This is a genomic window from Qipengyuania sp. B-5 (genome assembly GCF_056857815.1).
In genome coordinates this window covers 41,303-61,979 of record NZ_JBSXNU010000033.1, presented here as the reverse complement: position 1 = coordinate 61,979, position 20,677 = coordinate 41,303, and the positions used below count along the sequence as shown (strand labels likewise).

Here is a 20,677-nt window from a genome sequence, read left to right as displayed (position 1 = left end):
CTTTCGGGAGATTCAGGTGTGGCAGATCGGACCAAAATGGGCCCGGGCAATGGATATCCGCTGTGGCGGTTGCCTTAGTTCACCTGACTTGCTCCTCGAATGCGTGGCCGCATTTTGCCAAGCTCAGGCCGCGTTGTCGATGCCCAGTTCGCTCAGCTTGCGATAGAGCGTCGAGCGGCCGATGCCGAGCCTTCGGGCGACTTCGGTCATCTTGCCGCGATAGTGCCCGATGGCGAGACGGATGATGTCGGCCTCGATTTCCTCCAGCGGGCGGATATTGCCGTCGTCTTCGTAGAGCAGCACGCCCAGGCCGCGGGCGCGGCTTTCGCCCCGGTCGGCATCGCCGAAAAGCTCGGCGAGATGCGGGAAGCTGTGCGCGGTGAGCGATTCGCGGCGTTCGTGGACGCAGGCCCGGAACAACACGGTCTGCAACTGGCGAACATTGCCCGGCCAGTCATAGGCTTCGAGCAGCGACAGGCCGCTATCGGCGATCGAATGGTGGCTCATGCCTTCAAGCTCGCCGATTTCGGCCAGGAAATAGCGGGTCAAGGCCGGGATATCTCCCACCCGCTCGCGCAGCGGGGGCATGACGATGCGGGTGGCGGAGAGCTTCTTGTAAAGTGCTGGCGAGAACTGGCCATCTTCGACCAGCACATCCAGTGGCCTGTTCGATGAGGCGATGATCCGTATATCGATCTTGAACCCGTGCGCAGCGCCGGTCGGGCGCACGATCCCGGTATCCAGCACATCGGCAAGCCGATCCTGATGGTCTTGGGCGAGAGTGTCGATCCCGTCGAGCATCAGGGTTCCTGTGTCGCAGGCAGCCAGCGCACCTTCCTGCCGATCGAAAGCTCCGGCAAAGGCGCCTTTCTCATGGCCGAACAGAAGCGATTCCAGCGTGTTATGTTGCAGCCCCTCGCATTTCACGAGGCGCGACGGGGCCTTGTTGCGGGTCGACGAATGCTGGATCGCCTGGATCAGCATTTCCTTGCCGGTACCGCTTTCGCCCTCGACCAGAACATGGCCATGCCCGCGGGCAGCCGTGGCCGCCCTGGCCAGGGCAGTGCGAAAGTGCGTGTCGGTGCCGACCATGGCATCGAATTCGAGGATGGGCGAGAATTTCTCGGACAGCGGCTGTAATTCGTCGCGCGCCGTAGCCAGTCTCGTGGTGCTCTTGAGCGCGACGGCAAGGCGCTCCGGCGTGACGGGTTTGATAAGATAATCGTTGGCGCCGGCCCGCATGGCCTCGACCGCCAGCAGGGGAGAGGTGCTTGCCGTCAGCATGAGAACGCTGACCTCGGGTCGCTGAGATTTGACCCGGCGAATGAATTCGCAGGCATGTTCACCCGGCACGCGGCCGTCGATCAAGACTGTTTCGACCTCCAGTCCTTGCGGGGAGTCGAGCAGTTCGAGCGCAGCATCACAGCTATCTACGGCCAAGGCGTGCCAGCCTTCGCGAGCGGCGAGCGAGGAAATGACGCGGGCCTGGGCAGGCTCGTCATCGACCAGCATCAGCAGGCGTGCTTCGTCTGTCGCCATTGCGCTCTCGCTCCTTCTTGCGCGAACCGAGAATGGCAAGCGCATTTCAGTGAAAACGGTAGCGCAGACTGGTAAAGGCAGGATTAACCGCGAGTCCGGCGAGAGGCGGGTGGGGGAAGCCCGAGCCAATGCCCTTGTCGATTTGCAACACGCATTATAGACCCCGCCTGCAAAACCAATCCAAGCAAGGATACTACGCATATGGATTCCGCCAACGACATGAAGGCGCACAAGAAGACCTACAGTTCCTTCATCGACATGCTCAAATGGGCCGTCCCGCTGCTGGCCGTGATCACGGCCGTCGTCGTTATCCTGATTTCCAGCTAAGCACAGGTGCCCATGCGGATCGCGGTGCTCAGGGAGCGTGCGCCCGGTGAAAGCCGGGTCGCCATCACGCCCGAAACGGTGAAGAAATTCGCCGCTCTGGGCGCCACGGTCGCGGTCGAGGAAGGGGCGGGCATTACCGCTTCCATCACCGACGAAGCCTACCGGGAAGCAGGGGCCGAGGTGGTCCCTGCGCCCAAGGTGGTCGAAGGGGCGGACATCGTGCTCGCGGTGCAGGCGCCCGACGTCATGGCGCTGGCCGGCGCGAAGCCGGGAGCCTGGGTCGCGGCGACCTTCGATCCCTTTCGCGAGAAGGATCGGGTCGAGGCTTATGCCAAGGGCGGTTTCGAGGCGTTGAGCATGGAGTTCATGCCGCGCATCACTCGCGCACAAAGCATGGATGTGCTTTCCAGCCAGTCGAACCTTGCCGGATACAAGGCGGTGCTCACCGCTGCGAACGAGTATGGTCGCGCCTTTCCGATGATGATGACCGCCGCCGGTACGGTGCAGGCGGCCAAGGTCTTCGTGATGGGCGTAGGCGTGGCGGGGCTGCAGGCGATCGCCACCGCCAAGCGTTTGGGCGCGCAGGTAAGCGCAACGGACGTGCGCAGCGCCACCAAGGAACAAATTCAATCGCTCGGGGCGAAGCCGATCTTCGTCGAGAACGTGGCTGGCATCGAGGGCGAAGGTTCGGGAGGCTATGCCACCGAAATGAGCGAGGAATACCAGAAGGCGCAGGCCGAACTGGTCAGCAGCCATATCGCCAAGCAGAACATCGTCATCACCACCGCGCTCATTCCGGGGCGGCCCGCGCCGAAACTGATTTCGGACGCGCAGATTGCGACGATGAAGCCGGGCAGCGTGATTTTCGACCTCGCCGTTGCGCAGGGCGGCAATGTCGAAGGCTCGCAGCCCGACCAGACGGTCGAGAAGCATGGCGTGAAAATTGTCGGCTATTCGAATACCGCCGGGCACCTCGCCGCCGACGCCTCTGCGCTGTTCGCGCGTAACCTCTACAATTTCCTTTCGGCCTTCTGGGACAAGGAGCAGGGCAAGCCCGTGCTGGACGAGGAAATCGGCGATGCCGTCCGGCTGACGCAGGGCGGGAAGGTCGTGAACGAGAGGTTGACCGCGCAATAGATCCGGCCCGGGGAGGGGCCACACATGGACTTCATTTCGATCCTGTCGATTTTCGTGCTGGCCTGCTTCGTCGGTTACTACGTAGTCTGGTCGGTCACGCCTGCGCTACACACACCTCTGATGGCGGTGACCAATGCGATTTCGAGTGTGATCATTGTCGGCGCGCTGATCGCGGCGGCAGAGGCGGGCAGCGAAGTCGCCAAGTGGCTCGGTTTGCTGGGTGTAGTGCTGGCGAGCGTCAATATCTTCGGCGGCTTCGCGGTAACCGAACGTATGCTCGCGATGTACAAGAAGAAGGAGAAGAAGTGATGGGTTCGCTATTCTCCGTCATCCCAGCGAAAGCTGGGATCGCTGTCCATTTCGCGCGGCGCTTGCCGAGAGTGACCCCAGCTTTCGCTGGGGTGACGATGTGGGCCACACCCGCGCATGCGGCGACGGGCGAAGCGGTAAATCCTTGGGTCGCACTCGCCTATCTCGTGGCGGGTATTTTCTTCATTCTCGCCCTGCGCGGACTGTCCTCGCCTTCGACCAGCCGGACCGGCAACCGCTTCGGCATGGCGGGCATGTTGATTGCGGTGGTGACGACGCTGGTCACGCACGACATTGCGAATATCGTCGAGATCGGCATCGCGATTGCCATCGGCGGCCTGATCGGCTTCCTGATTGCGCGCCGTATTGCCATGACCGTGATGCCCGAACTGGTCGCGGCCTTTCACAGCCTCGTCGGCCTCGCCGCCGTTCTGGTGGGCTGGGCGGCCTATCTCAATCCGGGCGCTTTCGGCCTGCTGACACCCGAGGGAAGCATTGGCGCGGTCAGCAAGGTGGAGATGGGCCTCGGTATCGCTATCGGGGCGATCACCTTCTCCGGCTCCGTCATCGCATTCGCCAAGCTTTCGGGCCGGATGAGCGGTTCTCCGATTCTCTTGCCCATGCGGCATGTGATCAATCTGGGCACGCTCGCCGCAATCATCGTCCTTACAGCCTTGTTCGCGATTGCAGGACCTGCGCAAACCATGCCGCTGATCGTCGGGCTGACAGTTCTCGCCTTCCTTGTCGGTTTCCTGCTGATCATTCCCATCGGCGGGGCGGACATGCCGGTCGTCGTGTCGATGTTGAACAGCTATTCGGGCTGGGCGGCTGCGGCGATGGGTTTCACGCTGGGCAATACGGCGATGATCATTACCGGCGCGCTGGTCGGCTCTTCGGGTGCGATCCTGAGCTACATCATGTGCCGCGCGATGAATCGCAGCTTCCTTTCGGTCATCGCAGGTGGCTTCGGCGCCGATGCGGGTTCGGGCGGCGGCGAAAGCGGCGAACAGCGCCCCTACAAGCAGGGCAGTGCGGCCGATGCGGCCTTCATGCTGGAACAGGCGGAAAAGGTGATCATCATCCCGGGTTACGGGATGGCGGTCGCCCAGGCGCAGCACGCGCTGCGCGAAATGGCCGATCTGCTCGAGGAAAAGGGTGTGGAGGTAAAATACGCTATCCACCCGGTCGCAGGCCGCATGCCGGGGCACATGAACGTGCTGCTGGCAGAGGCGCAGGTGCCGTATGAGAATGTCTTCGAGCTGGAGGACATCAATTCGGAATTCGCGCAGGCGGACGTCGCCTTCATCATCGGGGCGAACGATGTGGTCAATCCGGCGGCGAAGACCGACAAATCATCGCCGATCTACGGCATGCCCGTGTTCGACGTGGATAAGGCCAAGCAGGTGTTTTTCATCAAGCGTTCGATGGGCGGCGTGGGCTATGCGGGCGTCGACAATGACGTATTCTACATGGACCAGACCATGATGCTGTTGTCCGATGCAAAGAAGATGGTCGAGGAAATCGTGAAGGCGCTCGACTGAACCATGCGAAAGACACTGATTGTCATCGTTCTGCTGGCGCTCGCAGGCATCGGTCTATGGGGCGCGCTTGGCGGCTTCGAGCGGGTGACCGCGGGCCGGATCGAAAGCGCGCTGGTCGATCGCGGCGTTCCGCAACCGGTCGCCGCCTGCATGGGCACGCGCATGTCGGAGCGGCTCACGATCTCGCAGCTTCGCGAACTGGAACGCTTGGGTGAACGGGAAGGCGAAGCGGGTCTTCCCGCCAGCACGGTCGAATTTCTCGAGCGCCTTCGCTCGGTGGAAGACCGCGAGCTTATCGAAGTGGTCGGCACTTCTGCCGCGATTTGTTCCTTCTCTGCAGGCTAGGACCGCTTGCAATAGTTTGTCCGCTCGGCACTATGGGCCGGGAGGGAGAGACTCATGATCCGTACTGCCATTTCCGCCATACTTCTCGCGAGCGCTGCACCGGTGCTGGCCGAAACCCACACGATTGAACCGGGTGAGGGCGCGCAGGAGCGTCTTCAGGAAGCATTGATCCTCGCCGCTCCGGGGGACGAGATCGTGCTGGCTGCAGGCCGCTATGCTCTGACCGACGGCCTCAGCCTTGATGTAGAGGGTGTCACCATTCGCGGCGCGGGGATGGATGGCACGGTACTCGACTTTACGTCCCAGCAGGGCGCGGGCGAGGGGCTGCTGGTTACCAGCGACAATGTCACCCTGCGGGATTTCGCGCTGGAAAACCCCAAGGGTGACGGGGTCAAATCAAAGGGTGCGGACAATATCGTCTATCACCGCGTGCGTGTGACCTGGACCCGCGGGCCGCACCCGGAAAATGGCGCATACGGAATCTATCCGGTGGAAAGCACCGGAGTGCTGGTCGACGGCGTGAAGGTGACCGGTGCCAGCGATGCGGGCATATATGTTGGCCAGTCGAACGGTATTACCGTGCGCAATTCGATCGCCGAGGCCAATGTCGCCGGGATCGAAATCGAAAACAGCCGCAATGCGCTGGTCGAGCACAATGTCGCGACGCGGAACACTGGGGGCATACTGGTGTTCGACCTGCCCAACCTGCCGGTAATGGGCGGCGGCAATGTGGTGGTCGCGAACAATCTGGTGGTCGCGAACGACACGCCCAATTTCGCGCCGCCCGGCAATATCGTCGCGGGAGTGCTGCGGGGTACGGGTGTCATGGTGATGGCCAATGAAAGCGTGCTGATCGAGAACAATATCCTGTCCGGCAATCCGACCGCCCCCATCATGGTCATCGCCTATCCGCAGCCGTTCGAAGACGAGAATTACGATCCCGTTCCCCGCAACGTCGTGGTGGGAAGCAACCAGATCGCCCAAGGCGGTTACGATCCGCAAATCGATGGGGCCGAGGCGCTGCTGGCAGCTTTCGGCGGAGAACTGCCCCCGCTGATGTGGGATGGGCTGGGAGAAGCGGGAGTGACGCTGAAGGTTGCGTCGGGCATTTCCGGATGGACACTCAACCTTACCGAGCAGGGCAAGGGGATTGCCGGTGCCACGCCTGCGCCCCTTCAGGCTCCGCCGCCCAGCGAGCGCTTTCCAACCGAAGATATCGGAGCGCCCGCCGAATTGGAGGCGCGGCTCGGGGGATGAATGCCAGCTCCGCCCTTCTTGCCTTCGCGAGCCTTGCGTTGGCCGGATCGGTCGCAGTGCGGGCTGAGGTTTTCCAGCCGCTGCCCGCACCAGCTTCGGTCAGTGACAGTGCAGTGACGCAAGGAATGCCGCGCCTTCTGTCCGACTTCGGCTTCTTCGAGGATCCAAGTGCTCAGTTACCCGCCGCTGGCGTGTCTCCTTATCGCCTGAACACGCCGCTTTATTCCGACGGGGCGGAAAAGCTGCGCTTCGTCTATGTGCCGGGGGGGCAAAAGGTCGGCGCTTCAGGTGAGGGGTTGCTTGAATTCCCTGTCGGCTCTGCGCTTATCAAGACATTCGCCTTCGAGGAGAATGGCAAGCGCCGCCTTGTCGAAACCCGCGTTCTTCTTCACCGCGCCGATGGCTGGCTGGCGCTCCCCTATCTCTGGAACGAAGAACAGACCGAGGCGACGCTGGCGGTGGCTGGTGCGCGGGTACAGGCGACGACGCCCGCGGGAGAGACGATAAGCTACCGGGTGCCGAACAAGAACCAATGTAAAGAATGTCACGGCCTCGATGGTGAGGTTGTTCCTATCGGTCCGAAGGCGCGCAATCTTTCGGCTGATTGGCTGGAAGCCACGCTGGGGGAGGTCCCGGTAGGCGCAGACCGGTTACCTGTCTGGGAGAATCGCGTCGCCGCCAGCACCGAAACGGCAGCGCGCGCCTATCTCGACGTGAATTGCGCACATTGCCACCGGCCCGGCGCGACTGCGTCGAACAGCGGACTGGACCTGCGCTGGGAACAGGATGACCCGCATGCCATCGGCATCATGAAGCGGCCCGTCGCCGCAGGGCGCGGGGCGGGTCAGCTTCTCTACGATATAGTGCCGGGCAAGCCGGACGAATCCATCCTGCTCCACCGGATGCTGAGCGACGATCCCGGTGTCGCCATGCCCGAACTCGGCAAGTCGACGATTGACGAGGAGGGTGCTGAGATCGTGCGCCGGTGGATCGGGGAAATGAATCCGTGAAATGGGTTTGGCGTGGACTGCTGGCCGTGGCGGCGATCCTCGTGATCGCCTTCCTCGTTTTTCGGGTTCCGGACACCGATCCGGCGGAGATGCGTGCCAAATACGGCAATAGTCCGTCTCAGTTCCTGATGCTCGAAAATGGACGCGATATCCATTTTCGGGATGAAGGTCCCCGCGATGCGCCGGTGATCGTGTTGCTCCATGGCTCCAATGCCGACCTCCAAACCTGGCAGCCGTGGACCGAACGGTTGAAGGGGGATTACCGCGTCATCCGCTTCGACCAGCGTGGCCACGGCCTCACAGGTCCCGCACCGGACGATGACTATTCCGTTCAAGGTTTCGGCGCGGATATCGATGCGGTCACGGAAAGGCTCGGCGTCGAGACTTTTACCCTTGCCGGCAATTCGATGGGCGGCTGGATCGCGATGGCCTATGCGCTTGAAAAACCCTGGCGGGTCGATGCGCTGGTTCTTGTCGATGCGGCAGGCGCACCTGTCGAGCGCAAGGGCGGCGGCAATATCGCCTTCACCTTGGCCGGTCTGCCTGTGATCGGCGACATCATGAGCCAGCTTTTGCCGCGCTCGATCGTCGAAAGAAGCCTCTCGCAAAGCGTTTCCAACCAGGATGTGGTGACGGAGGCAGCCGTGGACCGCTATTGGGAATTGGCGCGTTATCCGGGCAATCGGAGCGCAACTCGGAAGCGTTTCAGCGCCCCGCGTACTGCTTTCGATCCTGCCGAAATCGAACGGATTCAGGTTCCAGCCCTGGTCATGTGGGGCAGGGAAGACCAGCTGATCCCCTACGAGGCAGGCGAATGGTATGCAAAGCACCTGCCCAAAGCGACGCTCGTTTCCTACGAGGGCATCGGCCATATCCCGATGGAAGAGGCCCCTGAACGCAGCGCGACGGACCTCAGGATATGGCTTTCCGAAGCACTCATCCCGCCGCAATTACCAATCGAGGAACCGCCGTCTGCCGAGCCCGTTGTGACATCTACATCATGATGGGCCGCAGAGGGGCGGCATAACAATTGGACAGGGAGCGCTAGTTTTGCGCACATTGGGTCTCATCGGCGGGATGAGCTGGATTTCCACCCGCGCCTATTACGAACGCATCAACAAGTTGGTTCAAAAGCGTGCGCAGCCCATGGCCAGTGCGCCTATGTTGATCGACAGCCTGGATTATTCACGCATCGCCGGCGCCAAGAAGGCCGATGACTGGGACGCCATCGCCACGATTCTGGTCGAAAGTGCCCGCAAGCTCGAGGCTGCCGGGGCCGAAGGCATCGTGATCGCTGCCAATACCATGCACAAGAGCTACGACCGCGTGGCCGAGGCGATCTCCATTCCCGTAATCCACATCGCCGACGCGGTCGGAAAGGCGATGGCCGAGGCGGATTGCCAAAGTGCGGCCCTGCTCGGTACGCGCTTTGTTATGACCGAAAGCTGGTATCGGCAGAGGCTGGTGTCCCACGGCGTTGACCTGCTTCCGCCCGACCCCAACGAGGTCGAACTGGTCGATGGCATCATCTATAAGGAACTGATGCTCGGCCGCGTGACCCGGGATGCGGAACGGGCACTCAAGACCATTATCACGATAAAGGAAAAGCAGGGCGCCAAAGCGATCGTCCTGGCCTGCACCGAACTGGAACTGGTGGTCGATACCGATGCCAACGTCCTTCCGGTCTTCGATTCCACCGATATTCATTGTCGGGCGGCAGCGGATTGGATTTTGGAATGAAACTGAAGTTATTGATTTGCGACATTTCTGTAACGCACTGAGACTATTCGGGGTATTTTAACCAAGGCTGTCTTGTCCAACAGGGCCGACGGGGCATTATGACCTTCCTCAATCTCATGGGAAGGGACTGAACTATGAAAATGCATCTGGGCCGGCTTGCCACTGCGAGCGTTATTGCGCTCGCCAGTGCGGCTGTGGCTACACCTGCTGCTGCGCAGAAAATCGACAATCAATATGTTTGCGTGTTCAATCCGGGGCTGGTCGGCAAGGGCCAGGTCAAGGCGGAAGCCAACCGTTCGGCCCGAGCCGCCGGTGCCAATGTCAAATTCACTTACGAGCGTACGATCCGCGGCTTTGCGGTAAACGCAGCCCCACAGGCAGTCGCAAAGATGCAGGCCAACAACCCGCGTATCGCCTATTGCGAACAGGAACAGGTCTACAGCGTCAGCGCTCCGCCCCCGGGCAAGGGACCTGGCGGCGGTGGCGATGGCGGAACCCAGCCAAGCGAGTCCACTCCTTGGGGTGTCACTCGCGTCGGTGGCGGCCAGACGGGCGCCACTGGTCGCGCACTGGTGATCGACACCGGAGTGGATTTCGACCATCCGGACCTGAATGTGGATACCAGCCTTGCCGCCAATTTCACGCGCGACAAGAGCGCCGATGACGGCAATGGTCACGGCACGCATGTGGCGGGCACGATTGCGGCCATCAAAGGCAACGGGATTGGTGTAGTGGGTGTGGCACCCGGTGTCACTGTGGTCGGCATCAAGGTTCTCGACCGTCGCGGCTCGGGATCGACCAGCGGGGTTATCGCCGGGATCGAATATGCAGCATCGATCGCCAATTCGGACGATGTCGCGAACATGTCGCTGGGTGGCGGCTTCAGTCAGGCGCTCAACGATGCGGTCATCGCCGCAGCGCAGGGCGGGTTAGAGTTCGCCTTGGCAGCCGGTAACGAAAGCACCAGCGCCACGACCAAGTCGCCTGCTTCGGCCAATCATGCAAACATCTATACCATCAGTTCGTTCGCGCAGGGCGATAACTGGTCGAGCTTCTCGAACTACGGCAATCCGCCGGTCGATTATGCAGAGCCGGGTTCGTCTATTCTCTCTACCTACAAGGATGGCGGATACGCCACGCTATCGGGGACTTCGATGGCAAGCCCGCATATGGCAGGCCTTTTGCTGCTCGGCACACCGCGTAGCGGCGGCACCGTAAACGGCGATCCGGATGGAAATCCGGACACCATCGGCATCAACTGATGAGTTGAGGTCGCAATCCTGAACGGGCCGCGCCGCTTGAAAGCGCGCGGCCCTTTCTTTGCCCGACGGAAAGGTGCTGCCTGCCGAAAAGCTGCCGAGTTCGTGTTTCGTTCACGTTGTCGTGACAAACCGGCTCACCTAAGCCTCAGCGCTCCATGCATAGAGCTCCCTACGCTGCCGATCCTGCGCATTCGCGCGGTCGCGAATTCGCCGAAAACCGCGACGGTGCGCGCGGACCCCGCAGCGAGTTCCAGCGTGACCGCGACCGGATCATCCATTCGATCGCCTTTCGCCGACTTCGCTCGAAGACCCAGGTGTTCATTGCCCCCGACGGCGACCACTATCGCACACGGCTTACACACAGCATCGAGGTCGCGCAGATCGGCCGCGTCATCGCCCGCGAGTTGGGGCTCGACGAGGACCTGACCGAAGCGCTTTGCCTCGCCCATGATATTGGACACCCGCCCTTTGGACATGCGGGGGAGAAAGCGCTGGAACAGGCCATGGAGCATGCGGGTGGTTATGATCATAACGCGCAGGGCATTCGCACGCTGGCGCGGATCGAGAGCCCCTATCCGGATCATGTCGGCCTCAATCTGACTTGGGAAACGCTCGAGGGCATGGCCAAGCACAACGGTCCCGTCGGCGCCCCGAACTGGGCCTTGGCGGAGATCGATGCTGCCTATGGTCTCGATCTCGGTGAATGGCCCTCGCTGGAAGCGCAGATCGCCGCCGTGGCCGACGATATTGCCTACGACAATCACGACATAGACGACGGACTTCGTGCCGGATTCCTCGATCTCGACGATCTTATGGAGATCGAATTTCTGGCCGACCAGTTCAGGCGGGTCGAACAGCGCTTCCCCCATGCGACGCGGGAAACTCAATTGCGGGAGCTGGTCCGCAGCCAGATCGGCCTGATGGTCAACGATGTCATCGAGCACACGCGCTCCAATGTGGCGGGCATGGACGGAATCGGTCAGGTCCGCGGCGCTGGCAGGCAACTCGCCGGTTTCTCGCCCGGGATCGCTGTGGAGGAGCGGCGTTTGAAGAAGTTCATGTACCAGCGTCTCTATTATCATCCGGAGCAAATCCAGACCGCCGAGAAGGCGCGCGACGTCGTGGCGCGACTATTCGTTGCCTACCAGCAGGATCCGGCGACCATGCCAGACGATTGGGTGGCACGCCTGCCTGCTGACGAACCGCAAAAGAGCCGCCATATTGCCGATTTCATTGCTGGCATGACCGATCGTTTCGCGATCAACCAGTGCCGCCGCATCTATGGTCGTGCCCCCGAAGGACTTTCGAATGTCTGAGGCGCTACGCCTCTGCCTCGTTGGCGCGACCGGCCTGATCGGTGGTAAGGTGATGGAAGAATGCGTGGGGCGGGAGGATATTCGCCTGCAAGCCATCGGGCGGCGCGAGGCCAAGCTGCCGCCGGGAATTCGTATCGAATATTTTGTCGCCGATCCGTCGAAATGGGGCGAAGTCTTCGAGGCGCTGCGTCCCAAGGCGGTCATTTGTGCCTTGGGTACGACATGGAAGAAGTCGGGAGAGAACGAAGCGGCTTTTCGTGCTGTAGATCAGGAACTCGTCCTGTCGACAGCAAAGGCTGCGCTTGCCAATGGAGTGGAGCGGTTGGTCGCCGTGAGCTCCGTCGGCGCGGACACTGCCTCGAAAAACCTCTATCTGCGGGTCAAGGGGGAAACCGAGCGCGAACTTACTAGGCTCAGGTTCCCGCGGCTCGACATTCTGCGGCCGGGTCTGCTGATCGGTCAGCGCGATAACGATCGGCGTACTGCCGAACGGCTCGGGATAGCGACTGCACCGCTCGCCAATCTGTTCATGCATGGCAAATACCGGCAGTATCGCGGGATCAAGGCGGAAATTGTCGCCAGGGCGGCAATCGCGCTCGCCAAGCGTGCAGCGCGGGGAAGGTTCGTCCATGACAACGATGCTATCCGGCGTGCGGCGAACAGCCTCCCGATTTTGATCGAAGAGTAAGGAGATCGAGACGTGTGGAACATCGTTTTCTCTGCGGCCAACATCCTGGCGATTGTAATGTGGTCAGCGCTCATCTTCCTTCCACGCTGGCCGGCACTGCTTGCAGCGGTACTTTACCTCGGCATCGGTCTTTTGTGCCTGACCTATATGCTCGGTCTGGTCGGGATTTTGTCCGGATTGCTCGACCCGGTTGGCGGAGATGGTTCCGGTTTCGATTTCGGTTCGATCGAAGGCATCCGTTCGATTTTTGCGAGCGACGGCGGTGTTGCGATAGGCTGGATCCATTATCTGGCCTTCGACCTGTTCGTGGGGCTCTGGATCGTGCGAGACGCGGATGCGAAGGGCTTCTCGCGGTTGCTTCAGGCTCCAATCCTTGTCGCGACATTCATGGCGGGGCCGCTGGGACTTCTGGTATGGCTGGCAGTTCGCGAGCGCCGCGCGAGGGCCGCCGGGCGCTGGCAGTAGGAGCGTTCCGAAACCGGTTGCGCGATGCAACTGGCGTGGCATGATGTCATCGAAGCTGAAAGCAGCGGAGAGGATATATGGAAGCCACGCAGAAGCTCACATTCGATGAGCTTATCCGGCATTGGGCAGTCGAACGGCCCGATAACGTCGCGCTGGAGCAGGACGATGAAGCGCTCACCTTTGCGGAGCTCGAAGTTCGCAGCCGCAAGAACGTCTCAATGTTGGCTTCACGCGGCGTGGGCAAAGGCGATCGGATCGCGTGGCTCGGCAAGAACTCGCGCCATTATTTCGAACTTTTCTATTCGGCTGCTCGTGCCGGTGTGGTCATGGTCCCTATCGGCTGGCGTCTCGCTGCTCCCGAAATAGCCTATATTCTCGGCGATACAGGAGCGAAACTGGTCTTGCTTGGCGAGGGCTTTGGCGAGTTAGCCGGCAAGGCCTGCCAGCAGATGGAATCCCCTCCGGATATCCTTTCGACTGGTGATGCGCTAAAGGAAATCGAGAACTCCTCCGCCGGCGCGTTCGCTCCTGCTGGTCCCGACGATCCCGTCCTCCAGCTTTATACTTCGGGCACGACCGGAAATCCCAAGGGTGCCGTCCTGACGAACCGCAACCTCTTTGCGCTACGCATGCCGAGCCAGAAGGCGGACCAGCCATGGTCGCACTTCGACGAGGATGAGGCCATTCTCGTCTGCATGCCCTGCGCGCATATCGGCGGGACGGGGCTTGGCATCATGGCGATGGGTTCCGGTATCCGTGCAATTGTGCAGGAGGAATTCACGCCCGATGGCGTGCTGGATGCTTTCGAGCAGGGCATAACCCGCCTGTTCATCGTGCCGGCCGCGCTACAGATGGTCGTTCAGCATCCGCGCGCGAAGACGACCGACATGTCCGGTGTCAAATATGTTCTCTACGGGGCGGCGCCCATTCCGCTCGACCTGCTGCGAGAGGCGGTAAGAACCATCCCGGATGCCGGATTTCTTCAGTGCTACGGCATGACCGAAACGACGGGGACGATCGCAGTCCTTCCACCCGAGGATCACGATCTGGCGGGCAATCAGCGGATGAAATCGGCGGGCAAGGCCGTGCCCGGCGTCGAACTCAAGGTCGTCGGGGACGATGGGCGAGAATTGCCCCGCGGTGAGGTGGGTGAACTGATCTGCAAGAGCCCGTCGAACATGGCGTGTTACTGGAATCTGCCCGACGCCACGCAGAGCTCGCTGAAAGATGGCTGGATGCACACGGGCGATGCGGCCTTCATGGACGAGGACGGCTACGTCTACATCCAGGACCGGATGAAGGACATGATCATCTCGGGCGGCGAGAACGTATATCCGGCACAGGTCGAAAGCGCGATCTATGGCCATCCCGCGGTAGGCGAAGTTGCGGTGATCGGAGTACCCGACGACACCTGGGGGGAAGCGGTGAAGGCCTGCATCGTGGCCAAGGCAGGTCAGGAAGTGGATGCAGATTCGGTGATCGAGTGGACGAAGGAAAGGCTTGCCGGTTTCAAGGTGCCAAAGAGTATCGATGTGCTCGAGGTGATGCCCCGCAACGCCAGCGGCAAAATCCTCCGCAAGGATTTGCGGGCCCCTTACTGGGAAGGCCGCGAGCGACAGGTCAATTGAAGCGGACCTCGCCCTCTGCTGCTCGAAACTCTGCTCCGATCGCGGATGTTCTGGCCAAGGAGTTGCCTGAAATCGGGCTCGTGCTGGAGGTCGCCAGCGGGACTGGTGAGCATGCGGTATTCATGGCGGCGCGTTTTCCCGCGCTGCAATGGCAGCCGACCGATCGGGATCCGGCGGCTCTGGAATCGATTGCTTCGTGGGTGAGGCAAGTGGGACATGCAAATCTCGCGGCCCCATTGGAGCTGGATGCGAAAGAGGGGAACTGGCCAGTGGTGCGGGCAGACGCGCTGCTATGCATCAATATGGTCCACATCAGCCCATGGACGGCAACGCAAGGTCTGTTCGAGCGGGCCAGCCAAGTACTCGCCACCGGTGCACCGCTCATCCTCTACGGCCCGTATTTCGAAAATGGGAAAGAAGCCGCACCGTCGAATCTCGCCTTCGATACGAGTCTGCGCAGCCGTGATCCTGCGTGGGGCATCCGGTATGTCAGCGAAATGGATGATTTGGCGGAACATACTGGTTTCGTCCGCACGGCCAGACACCAGATGCCTGCTAACAATTTGACGCTGGTATATCGCAGAAAATAGAAACGCCCGCCGGTAAGGGCGGGCGTCTCGCCATTCTTCGCAATGTCGCGAGTTGCGCTCAGTCGATCGCATCCTCGCCCGCCTCGCCGACGGATTTAATATCTTCGCCGAGCCCCTTGACAGTGTTGCAGGCTGTCACCCCGAGTGACAATGCTGCTACCGAAAGGAGCAGTGCGGATTTACGGAAGAATTCGGGTTTCTTTTTCATGGTTTAGTCGATTGCATCCTCACCGGCTTCGCCGACGGATTCGATATCTTCGCCAACACCCTTGACCGTGTTGCAAGCGGTGGCTGCGAGACTCATCGTGGTAATTCCGAGGGCGAGCATAAGCTTCTTGATCATGTCTATATCCTTCCCAAAGGGCCCGAACATCAGGCGTTCAACGGGTTAGAACGGGTAAACAATAACCCGGTTCCCTTAACGCCAGCTTGGCAGAAGTTCCGCTGCTACCCATATCGCGCGCCATGCACGAGTTCCTGACGTTTGCCAGCGAAGCAGATATGATCGCCCTGTGGGGGGCGAGTTTCCTTCTATGCGCCGGATTGGCGCTTGTGATGGAGCGGCGCCGCGCCAGGCGTGCGCAGATCGACGGGGTGGGGTGGATGCCCTGGACCGGACTTTTCCTGATCTGCGCGGTGATAGGCGGCGGTTTGCTGGCCGTTGCAATTCCGGGAATTATACGCGGTTAGCGAGCTAGAGGCAGGCTTCCAGATAGGCTTGGTCGAAGCCGAACTGGCGCGCCTTTTCCAGCGTGTAGGGGCGCAGGCCCGAGGAACGGAATTCGCCGAGAATCTTGCCGTCGTCGCTCTCGTCCAGATACTCGAACTTGAACAGTTCCTGCGTGACGATCACATCGCCTTCCATCCCGATCACCTCGGTGATGTTGGTGGTGCGGCGCGAACCGTCGCGAAGGCGCTTGACCTGAACGATGAGATCGACCGATTCGGCGATCTGGCGGCTGATGGCTTCTTTCGGGATCTTGATGTCGCCCATCAGGATCATGTTTTCCATACGGCCAAGGCACTCGCGCGGGCTGTTGGCGTGAAGCGTACACATCGAGCCATCGTGGCCGGTATTCATGGCAGCGAGAAGATCGAAACACTCCGCGCCGCGAATTTCGCCCAGGATGATGCGGTCGGGACGCATACGCAGGGCGTTCTTCACAAGGTCGCCGATGGTGATGGCGCCTTGCCCTTCAAGGTTTGGCGGGCGGGTTTCGAGCGGCAGCCAGTGCGGCTGCTGCAGGCGAAGTTCCGCCGCGTCCTCGATCGTCAGCACGCGCTCGCCCGGGTCGATCATCTTCGACAGAGCGTTGAGCATGGTCGTCTTGCCCGAACCCGTACCGCCCGAGATGACGATGTTCATCCGGCATGCGCCCGCGATCTTCAGCGCGGTGCACATCTTGTCCGACATCGAACCGAAATCGCGCAGCATGTCGAGCGTGATCGGCTTTTCGGAAAACTTACGAATCGAGATCGCGGTGCCGCGCAAGCTGAGCGGCGGTACGATCACGTTCACGCGGCTGCCGTCCTTGAGGCGGGCGTCGGCCAGCGGCGTGGTCTGGTCGACGCGGCGGCCGACCTGGTTGACGATGCGCTGGGCGATCTGGAACAGGTGCTGCTCGTCGCGGAAACGGATTGGGGCGAGGGTCAGCTTGCCCTTCTTTTCGATGTAGGTCTGGTCCGGGCCGTTGACCATGATGTCGGACACGTCCGGATCGTTGAGCAGTTCTTCCAACGGACCGAAGCCCAGAAGCTCGTCGACCAAGACCTTTTCTAGCGCGAATTGCTCGCGGCGGTTGAGAGTGACCTTCAGTTCGGCCAGCACTTCCATGATGATAGGGCGGAATTCCTCCGACAACTCATCTTTCGTAAGCGTTGCTGCCGCCTCGGGATCGACGCGCTCGAGCAGGCGCGGAAGGACCTGTTCCTTGATTTTGTGGACGCTGGCCTCGAAACCACCGACTTCCGAATCGCCCGAATGGGTCGTGTTCATCCGTTCCGAAAGTCGCGCCATGGCATCGGCGCTCGCAGCCGATCCACCGGTGCCGGGAGGAGGAACGCTGTCCTGCGGCAGCGGTGGGAACTGTTCGCCGCCGGCCTGCTTCTTTTCTTCCTTGTCGGGTACGCCGCCATGCATCGGCCGAGCGACACCGAATTGCGGACGCGATCCGGCGCCCATGCCAGCCGGCCCATTCTTCCGCCCGAATGCACTCATTGCCTAAACCCCCGAGGTCGTAATCGTCGTGACGCAACCCAGCTGTCTTCAAGACGGCGAATTCCGCGTATGCAAGTTTGGTGAATAAGTTGGAAACCTTGATTTTTTCCTAACCGGTCCATTCAGCACGACGAAAATGATGCCACCTTCGTGGCGCCGCGGAAAGGCGCCGGGACTGCATAGATTATGGCATCGAACGATATGCTTTGGCACGGAAGCATAGCGGGATGTGTCCGGGCCAATCCGGTCGAGCGGCTCGTGGGCATCTAGTGTCTTTCCCCGTGGGACAATTGCTGTATGCGCAGCTCGTTCAAGGCCGCGTGATCTCAACCAGGAATTACCCACCCCGCCATGCAACATTCAGAACGTAGCGGTATCCTGATCGCGCTGTGCGGTTTCGCCCTGCTCAGCGTCGGCGATGCCGTGATCAAGACCATGTCGGGGGAATGGTCGCCTCTGGCCGTGGCGGCGTTGCGCTTTGCACTCGGTTCCGCCGGTCTTTCGGTTCTGCTTGCCGCGAATGAGGGGAGGGCAGCTTTCCGGCCTGGTAATCCAAGGTTGCAGGCCGCGCGGGGATTCTGCCTTGCCGCCGCGTCGCTATGTTTCTTTTCGGCCATCTTCGTAATGCCTCTGGCGACGGCAATGGCGCTTGCTTTTGTTTCGCCGGTAGTTGTCGCGCTGCTCAGCGGGCCGCTATTGGGCGAGAAGGTGCGAGCTGCGGTCTGGTTTGCATCTCTGGCAGCGCTGGCGGGTGTCGGACTGGTTCTCAGGCCAAACCTTGCCGAATTGGGGTTGGTCGCACTCCTGCCTCTGGCTTCAGCTTTCTTCTTCGCGCTGATGATAATCGCGAACCGTGCGAGTGCTGGGCAAGGCAGCGCCCTGTCGATGCAGGTCTTCGTACAGATCGGCGCCATGCCGCTCCTGATTCTTGCCGCTGTGGGCGGGCATATTTCGGGGTTCGAGAATCTCGAGATTTCTGCGCCGGACTGGACGATCGTAGCCCGCTGCGCCGTAGTCGCAATTACAGCAAGCTGCGCCCATTGGTTGGCATATGTAGGAACCCAGCGTGCGGGCGCAGCAACCATAGCGCCGACTACCTATGTCCAGATGCTGGTCGCGACCTTCCTAGGTTGGTGGTGGTTTGGCGACATTCCCGATCTGCTTACGCTGGCCGGCGCCGCGATCATAATCGGTGCGGGCTTGTTGCTGTGGTGGAGCACACCGCGGGAACCGGTGAATTTAAGTGCCGATTGATCGGCAGACGGAAGGCATTAAGTGTGCTTTCGACAGATGAATAAGGGGTTACGTGCATGTGTGGAATAATCGGTATCGTCGGCAAGGAAGCTGTAGCGGAAAGGCTGGTCGACGGACTGAGGCGCATGGAATATCGCGGCTATGACAGCGCGGGTATCTGCACGATAGAGGAGGGCAGGCTGGTCCGCCGCCGTGCCGAAGGCAAGCTCAACAATCTGGTCGTGGAGCTTGCGAACAATCCGGCGCCTGGCGATATCGGCATCGCGCATACCCGCTGGGCGACGCATGGTGCGCCGACCGCGAACAATGCCCACCCGCATGCGACGGACCATGTCGCGCTGGTCCACAATGGCATTATCGAGAACTACAAGGAATTGCGTGCCGAGCTGCGTGAAGCCGGGCGCAGGCTGGAAAGCGATACCGACAGCGAGGTGGTAGCTCATCTCATTTCGCGTCTGGTGGAACAGGGAGAGACGCCGGAAAGGGCTGTCGCCAACGTACTCCCTCGCCTTCGTGGCGCCTTTGCGCTCGCAATCGTTTTTCGCGAGCACCCCGATATGGTGATCGGTGCGCGCCGGGGCTCACCTTTGGTGGTAGGTTACGGGGATGGCGAAACCTATCTGGGTTCCGACGCGCTGGCGCTCGCGCCCCTGACGCAGCAGATTACCTATCTTGAAGAGGGCGATTGGGTCGTCGTCCGCCGCGAAGGTGCAACCATTTACGACGAGAACGGCGAAGAAGTAGAGCGCGAAATTCGCAGCTCGGGTGCTTCCGCCGCTGCAGTGGAAAAGGGCAATTATCGCCACTTCATGCAGAAGGAGATTTTCGAGCAGCCCACCGTGGTTGCGCAGACGCTCTCCTCCTATTTGCGGCAATCAGATAACTCCGTGGCCTTGCCGCAGTTCGACTTTGACATCTCGAGCGTAAAACGCGTGACGATCGTCGCTTGCGGGACGTCGTTCTATGCCGGTATGGTCGCCAAATACTGGCTCGAGCAATTCGCCCGCGTGCCGGTCGATATCGATGTGGCCTCCGAGTTTCGTTATCGCGAACCGGTTCTCGAAAACGGGGGGCTTGCCCTGTTCATCTCGCAAAGTGGCGAGACGGCAGATACACTGGCGGCGCTCCGCCATTGCAAGGAAAACGGTCAGACTATCGGTGCAGTCGTCAACGTGCCGACAAGTACCATGGCACGTGAGGCGGATCTTTTGCTTCCGACACATGCAGGGCCGGAAATCGGTGTCGCATCCACAAAGGCGTTTACCTGCCAACTTGCCGTACTGGCTGCATTCGCGGCGCACATGGCGGTGAAGAAGGGGCTGATGAGCCGCGAGGAAGAGCAGGAGGTTGTCGCGCACCTGCTCGAGGCACCCGCTGCGCTAAATGCCGCGCTCGATCATGACGAGGATATAGCCAGTATGGCGCATCTGATCGCTCCGGCGCGCGATGTCCTGTATCTCGGGCGCGGCCCGGACTATCCCTTGGCCCTGGAGGGAGCGCTGAAGCTCAAGGAAATCAGTTATATCCATGCCGAGGGCTACGCCAGCGGCGAAATGAAGCACGGGCCGATTGCGCTGATCGACGACGCTGTGCCGGTAATCGTGCTCGCGCCCTCCGGGCCGCTATTTGAAAAGAGCATTTCGAATATGGAAGAGGTCCGTGCGCGCGGCGGGCAGATCGTGCTCATATCGGATGCCAAGGGGCTGCAAGAGGCAGGCGAAGGCTGCCTCGCCACTATTGAAATGCCCCGCGTCCATCCGCTGATCGCACCCCTTGTATATGCGATCCCGGTGCAATTGCTCGCGTATCATGTTGCCTGTGCGAAAGGGACCGATGTCGACCAGCCGCGCAATCTCGCAAAATCGGTCACCGTTGAATAGGAAATTTCGCAAATAAATCGGTTTCTTAGGGCCAATTCGGCCAAGTATCGCGAGCGGTTCGGACGGCGCGGAAAATCACCTGCGGTTTACGCGAGAATAACCTTTCGCAACTAAGCCGTTAATCGTGAGCGAGAACGAAATCGTGCCGTCCTCCGCGGACAGGTCGCTGAG

General features: G+C 60.9%; 22 protein-coding genes. 18 read left to right on the top strand and 4 right to left on the bottom strand.

Features of this window, described 5'->3' with window-relative positions:
* Positions 1–123: 123 nt before the first annotated feature.
* Complete coding sequence (locus AC13CE_RS04320) at positions 124–1,539, bottom strand: sigma-54-dependent transcriptional regulator (RefSeq protein WP_473822412.1); 1,416 nt, start codon at positions 1,537–1,539, stop codon at positions 124–126.
* 201 nt (positions 1,540–1,740) lie between these two features.
* Here AC13CE_RS04320 and AC13CE_RS04315 point away from each other — a divergent pair, with 201 nt between their 5' ends.
* The 15 genes from AC13CE_RS04315 to AC13CE_RS04245 all read left to right on the top strand — a co-directional run bounded on the left by AC13CE_RS04315 (position 1,741) and on the right by AC13CE_RS04245 (position 15,154).
* The gene (locus tag AC13CE_RS04315; protein ID WP_221540340.1) at positions 1,741–1,866 is read left to right on the top strand and encodes an aa3-type cytochrome c oxidase subunit IV; all 126 of its coding nucleotides are present in this window, start codon (positions 1,741–1,743) and stop codon (positions 1,864–1,866) included.
* Positions 1,867–1,878: 12 nt separating this feature from the next.
* On the top strand, positions 1,879–3,003 hold the full coding sequence (locus AC13CE_RS04310; protein WP_482971607.1) for an NAD(P) transhydrogenase subunit alpha: 1,125 nt from the start codon (positions 1,879–1,881) through the stop codon (positions 3,001–3,003).
* A gap of 24 nt (positions 3,004–3,027) precedes the next feature.
* Positions 3,028–3,312, top strand: a complete 285-nt coding sequence (locus AC13CE_RS04305) for an NAD(P) transhydrogenase subunit alpha part 2 (protein WP_160727349.1) — start codon at positions 3,028–3,030, stop codon at positions 3,310–3,312.
* Positions 3,313–3,410: 98 nt separating this feature from the next.
* Positions 3,411–4,853, top strand: a complete 1,443-nt coding sequence (locus tag AC13CE_RS04300; RefSeq protein WP_482971606.1) for an NAD(P)(+) transhydrogenase (Re/Si-specific) subunit beta — start codon at positions 3,411–3,413, stop codon at positions 4,851–4,853.
* A 3-nt stretch (positions 4,854–4,856) separates the two neighbouring features.
* On the top strand, positions 4,857–5,198 hold the full coding sequence (locus tag AC13CE_RS04295) for a hypothetical protein (protein WP_221540334.1): 342 nt from the start codon (positions 4,857–4,859) through the stop codon (positions 5,196–5,198).
* A gap of 54 nt (positions 5,199–5,252) precedes the next feature.
* Positions 5,253–6,455 (top strand): parallel beta-helix domain-containing protein, encoded by a 1,203-nt coding sequence (locus AC13CE_RS04290; RefSeq protein WP_482971605.1) that lies wholly within the window; start codon positions 5,253–5,255, stop codon positions 6,453–6,455.
* Positions 6,452–7,465, top strand: coding sequence for an SO2930 family diheme c-type cytochrome (locus AC13CE_RS04285; RefSeq protein WP_482971604.1), 1,014 nt, complete (start codon positions 6,452–6,454; stop codon positions 7,463–7,465). The genes AC13CE_RS04290 and AC13CE_RS04285 overlap by 4 nt, the downstream gene beginning before the upstream one ends.
* Positions 7,462–8,469 carry an alpha/beta fold hydrolase gene (locus AC13CE_RS04280; protein WP_482971603.1) on the top strand — a complete coding sequence of 336 codons (1,008 nt, stop codon included), beginning with the start codon at positions 7,462–7,464 and terminating at the stop codon, positions 8,467–8,469. Before AC13CE_RS04285 ends, AC13CE_RS04280 begins: the two co-directional genes overlap by 4 nt.
* A gap of 46 nt (positions 8,470–8,515) precedes the next feature.
* Positions 8,516–9,205 carry an aspartate/glutamate racemase family protein gene (locus AC13CE_RS04275; protein WP_482971602.1) on the top strand — a complete coding sequence of 230 codons (690 nt, stop codon included), beginning with the start codon at positions 8,516–8,518 and terminating at the stop codon, positions 9,203–9,205.
* A 134-nt stretch (positions 9,206–9,339) separates the two neighbouring features.
* Positions 9,340–10,467 (top strand): S8 family serine peptidase, encoded by a 1,128-nt coding sequence (locus AC13CE_RS04270; protein WP_482971601.1) that lies wholly within the window; start codon positions 9,340–9,342, stop codon positions 10,465–10,467.
* A 155-nt stretch (positions 10,468–10,622) separates the two neighbouring features.
* The gene (locus tag AC13CE_RS04265; protein WP_482971600.1) at positions 10,623–11,783 is read left to right on the top strand and encodes a deoxyguanosinetriphosphate triphosphohydrolase; all 1,161 of its coding nucleotides are present in this window, start codon (positions 10,623–10,625) and stop codon (positions 11,781–11,783) included.
* The gene (locus tag AC13CE_RS04260) at positions 11,776–12,471 is read left to right on the top strand and encodes an NAD(P)H-binding protein (protein ID WP_482971599.1); all 696 of its coding nucleotides are present in this window, start codon (positions 11,776–11,778) and stop codon (positions 12,469–12,471) included. Before AC13CE_RS04265 ends, AC13CE_RS04260 begins: the two co-directional genes overlap by 8 nt.
* 12 nt (positions 12,472–12,483) lie before the next feature.
* Positions 12,484–12,936, top strand: coding sequence for an ABA4-like family protein (locus AC13CE_RS04255; RefSeq protein ID WP_482971598.1), 453 nt, complete (start codon positions 12,484–12,486; stop codon positions 12,934–12,936).
* Positions 12,937–13,013: 77 nt separating this feature from the next.
* A complete protein-coding gene (locus AC13CE_RS04250; RefSeq protein WP_482971597.1) occupies positions 13,014–14,564 on the top strand; it encodes a fatty acid--CoA ligase in 1,551 nt (516 codons plus the stop codon).
* A complete protein-coding gene (locus tag AC13CE_RS04245) occupies positions 14,561–15,154 on the top strand; it encodes a DUF938 domain-containing protein (RefSeq protein WP_482971596.1) in 594 nt (197 codons plus the stop codon). Before AC13CE_RS04250 ends, AC13CE_RS04245 begins: the two co-directional genes overlap by 4 nt.
* Positions 15,155–15,212: 58 nt before the next feature.
* Here AC13CE_RS04245 and AC13CE_RS04240 read toward each other — a convergent pair whose 3' ends face one another.
* Both AC13CE_RS04240 and AC13CE_RS04235 read right to left on the bottom strand, forming a co-directional pair.
* A complete protein-coding gene (locus AC13CE_RS04240; RefSeq protein WP_221540314.1) occupies positions 15,213–15,362 on the bottom strand; it encodes an entericidin A/B family lipoprotein in 150 nt (49 codons plus the stop codon).
* A 3-nt stretch (positions 15,363–15,365) separates the two neighbouring features.
* Positions 15,366–15,497 carry an entericidin A/B family lipoprotein gene (locus AC13CE_RS04235; protein ID WP_221540313.1) on the bottom strand — a complete coding sequence of 44 codons (132 nt, stop codon included), beginning with the start codon at positions 15,495–15,497 and terminating at the stop codon, positions 15,366–15,368.
* 122 nt (positions 15,498–15,619) lie between these two features.
* On the opposite strand from AC13CE_RS04235, the gene AC13CE_RS04230 reads away from it, so the two are divergent.
* Entirely contained in the window at positions 15,620–15,844 is a 225-nt protein-coding gene (locus AC13CE_RS04230) for a hypothetical protein (protein ID WP_482971595.1), read from the top strand.
* Between the two features lie 4 nt (positions 15,845–15,848).
* Here AC13CE_RS04230 and AC13CE_RS04225 read toward each other — a convergent pair whose 3' ends face one another.
* Positions 15,849–17,372 (bottom strand): TadA family conjugal transfer-associated ATPase, encoded by a 1,524-nt coding sequence (locus AC13CE_RS04225; RefSeq protein ID WP_221540310.1) that lies wholly within the window; start codon positions 17,370–17,372, stop codon positions 15,849–15,851.
* A gap of 351 nt (positions 17,373–17,723) precedes the next feature.
* On the opposite strand from AC13CE_RS04225, the gene AC13CE_RS04220 reads away from it, so the two are divergent.
* Positions 17,724–18,626: a DMT family transporter gene (locus AC13CE_RS04220; protein ID WP_482971594.1), complete on the top strand. Its 903-nt coding sequence runs from the start codon at positions 17,724–17,726 to the stop codon at positions 18,624–18,626.
* A gap of 56 nt (positions 18,627–18,682) precedes the next feature.
* Positions 18,683–20,506 carry a glutamine--fructose-6-phosphate transaminase (isomerizing) gene (glmS, locus tag AC13CE_RS04215; protein ID WP_473820954.1) on the top strand — a complete coding sequence of 608 codons (1,824 nt, stop codon included), beginning with the start codon at positions 18,683–18,685 and terminating at the stop codon, positions 20,504–20,506.
* Positions 20,507–20,677 lie beyond the last annotated feature (171 nt).

Excerpts from the sequence above, each read along its gene's own strand:
- AC13CE_RS04320 (WP_473822412.1), bottom strand. The coding sequence starts at position 1,539 with ATGGCGACAGACGAAGCACGCCTGCTGATGCTGGTCGATGACGAGCCT.
- AC13CE_RS04315 (WP_221540340.1), top strand. The coding sequence starts at position 1,741 with ATGGATTCCGCCAACGACATGAAGGCGCACAAGAAGACCTACAGTTCC.
- AC13CE_RS04310 (WP_482971607.1), top strand. The coding sequence starts at position 1,879 with ATGCGGATCGCGGTGCTCAGGGAGCGTGCGCCCGGTGAAAGCCGGGTC.
- AC13CE_RS04305 (WP_160727349.1), top strand. The coding sequence starts at position 3,028 with ATGGACTTCATTTCGATCCTGTCGATTTTCGTGCTGGCCTGCTTCGTC.
- AC13CE_RS04300 (WP_482971606.1), top strand. The coding sequence starts at position 3,411 with ATGTGGGCCACACCCGCGCATGCGGCGACGGGCGAAGCGGTAAATCCT.
- AC13CE_RS04295 (WP_221540334.1), top strand. The coding sequence starts at position 4,857 with ATGCGAAAGACACTGATTGTCATCGTTCTGCTGGCGCTCGCAGGCATC.
- AC13CE_RS04290 (WP_482971605.1), top strand. The coding sequence starts at position 5,253 with ATGATCCGTACTGCCATTTCCGCCATACTTCTCGCGAGCGCTGCACCG.
- AC13CE_RS04285 (WP_482971604.1), top strand. The coding sequence starts at position 6,452 with ATGAATGCCAGCTCCGCCCTTCTTGCCTTCGCGAGCCTTGCGTTGGCC.
- AC13CE_RS04270 (WP_482971601.1), top strand. The coding sequence starts at position 9,340 with ATGAAAATGCATCTGGGCCGGCTTGCCACTGCGAGCGTTATTGCGCTC.
- AC13CE_RS04265 (WP_482971600.1), top strand. The coding sequence starts at position 10,623 with ATGCATAGAGCTCCCTACGCTGCCGATCCTGCGCATTCGCGCGGTCGC.
- AC13CE_RS04260 (WP_482971599.1), top strand. The coding sequence starts at position 11,776 with ATGTCTGAGGCGCTACGCCTCTGCCTCGTTGGCGCGACCGGCCTGATC.
- AC13CE_RS04250 (WP_482971597.1), top strand. The coding sequence starts at position 13,014 with ATGGAAGCCACGCAGAAGCTCACATTCGATGAGCTTATCCGGCATTGG.
- AC13CE_RS04240 (WP_221540314.1), bottom strand. The coding sequence starts at position 15,362 with ATGAAAAAGAAACCCGAATTCTTCCGTAAATCCGCACTGCTCCTTTCG.
- AC13CE_RS04235 (WP_221540313.1), bottom strand. The coding sequence starts at position 15,497 with ATGATCAAGAAGCTTATGCTCGCCCTCGGAATTACCACGATGAGTCTC.
- AC13CE_RS04230 (WP_482971595.1), top strand. The coding sequence starts at position 15,620 with ATGCACGAGTTCCTGACGTTTGCCAGCGAAGCAGATATGATCGCCCTG.
- AC13CE_RS04225 (WP_221540310.1), bottom strand. The coding sequence starts at position 17,372 with ATGAGTGCATTCGGGCGGAAGAATGGGCCGGCTGGCATGGGCGCCGGA.
- AC13CE_RS04220 (WP_482971594.1), top strand. The coding sequence starts at position 17,724 with ATGCAACATTCAGAACGTAGCGGTATCCTGATCGCGCTGTGCGGTTTC.
- glmS (WP_473820954.1), top strand. The coding sequence starts at position 18,683 with ATGTGTGGAATAATCGGTATCGTCGGCAAGGAAGCTGTAGCGGAAAGG.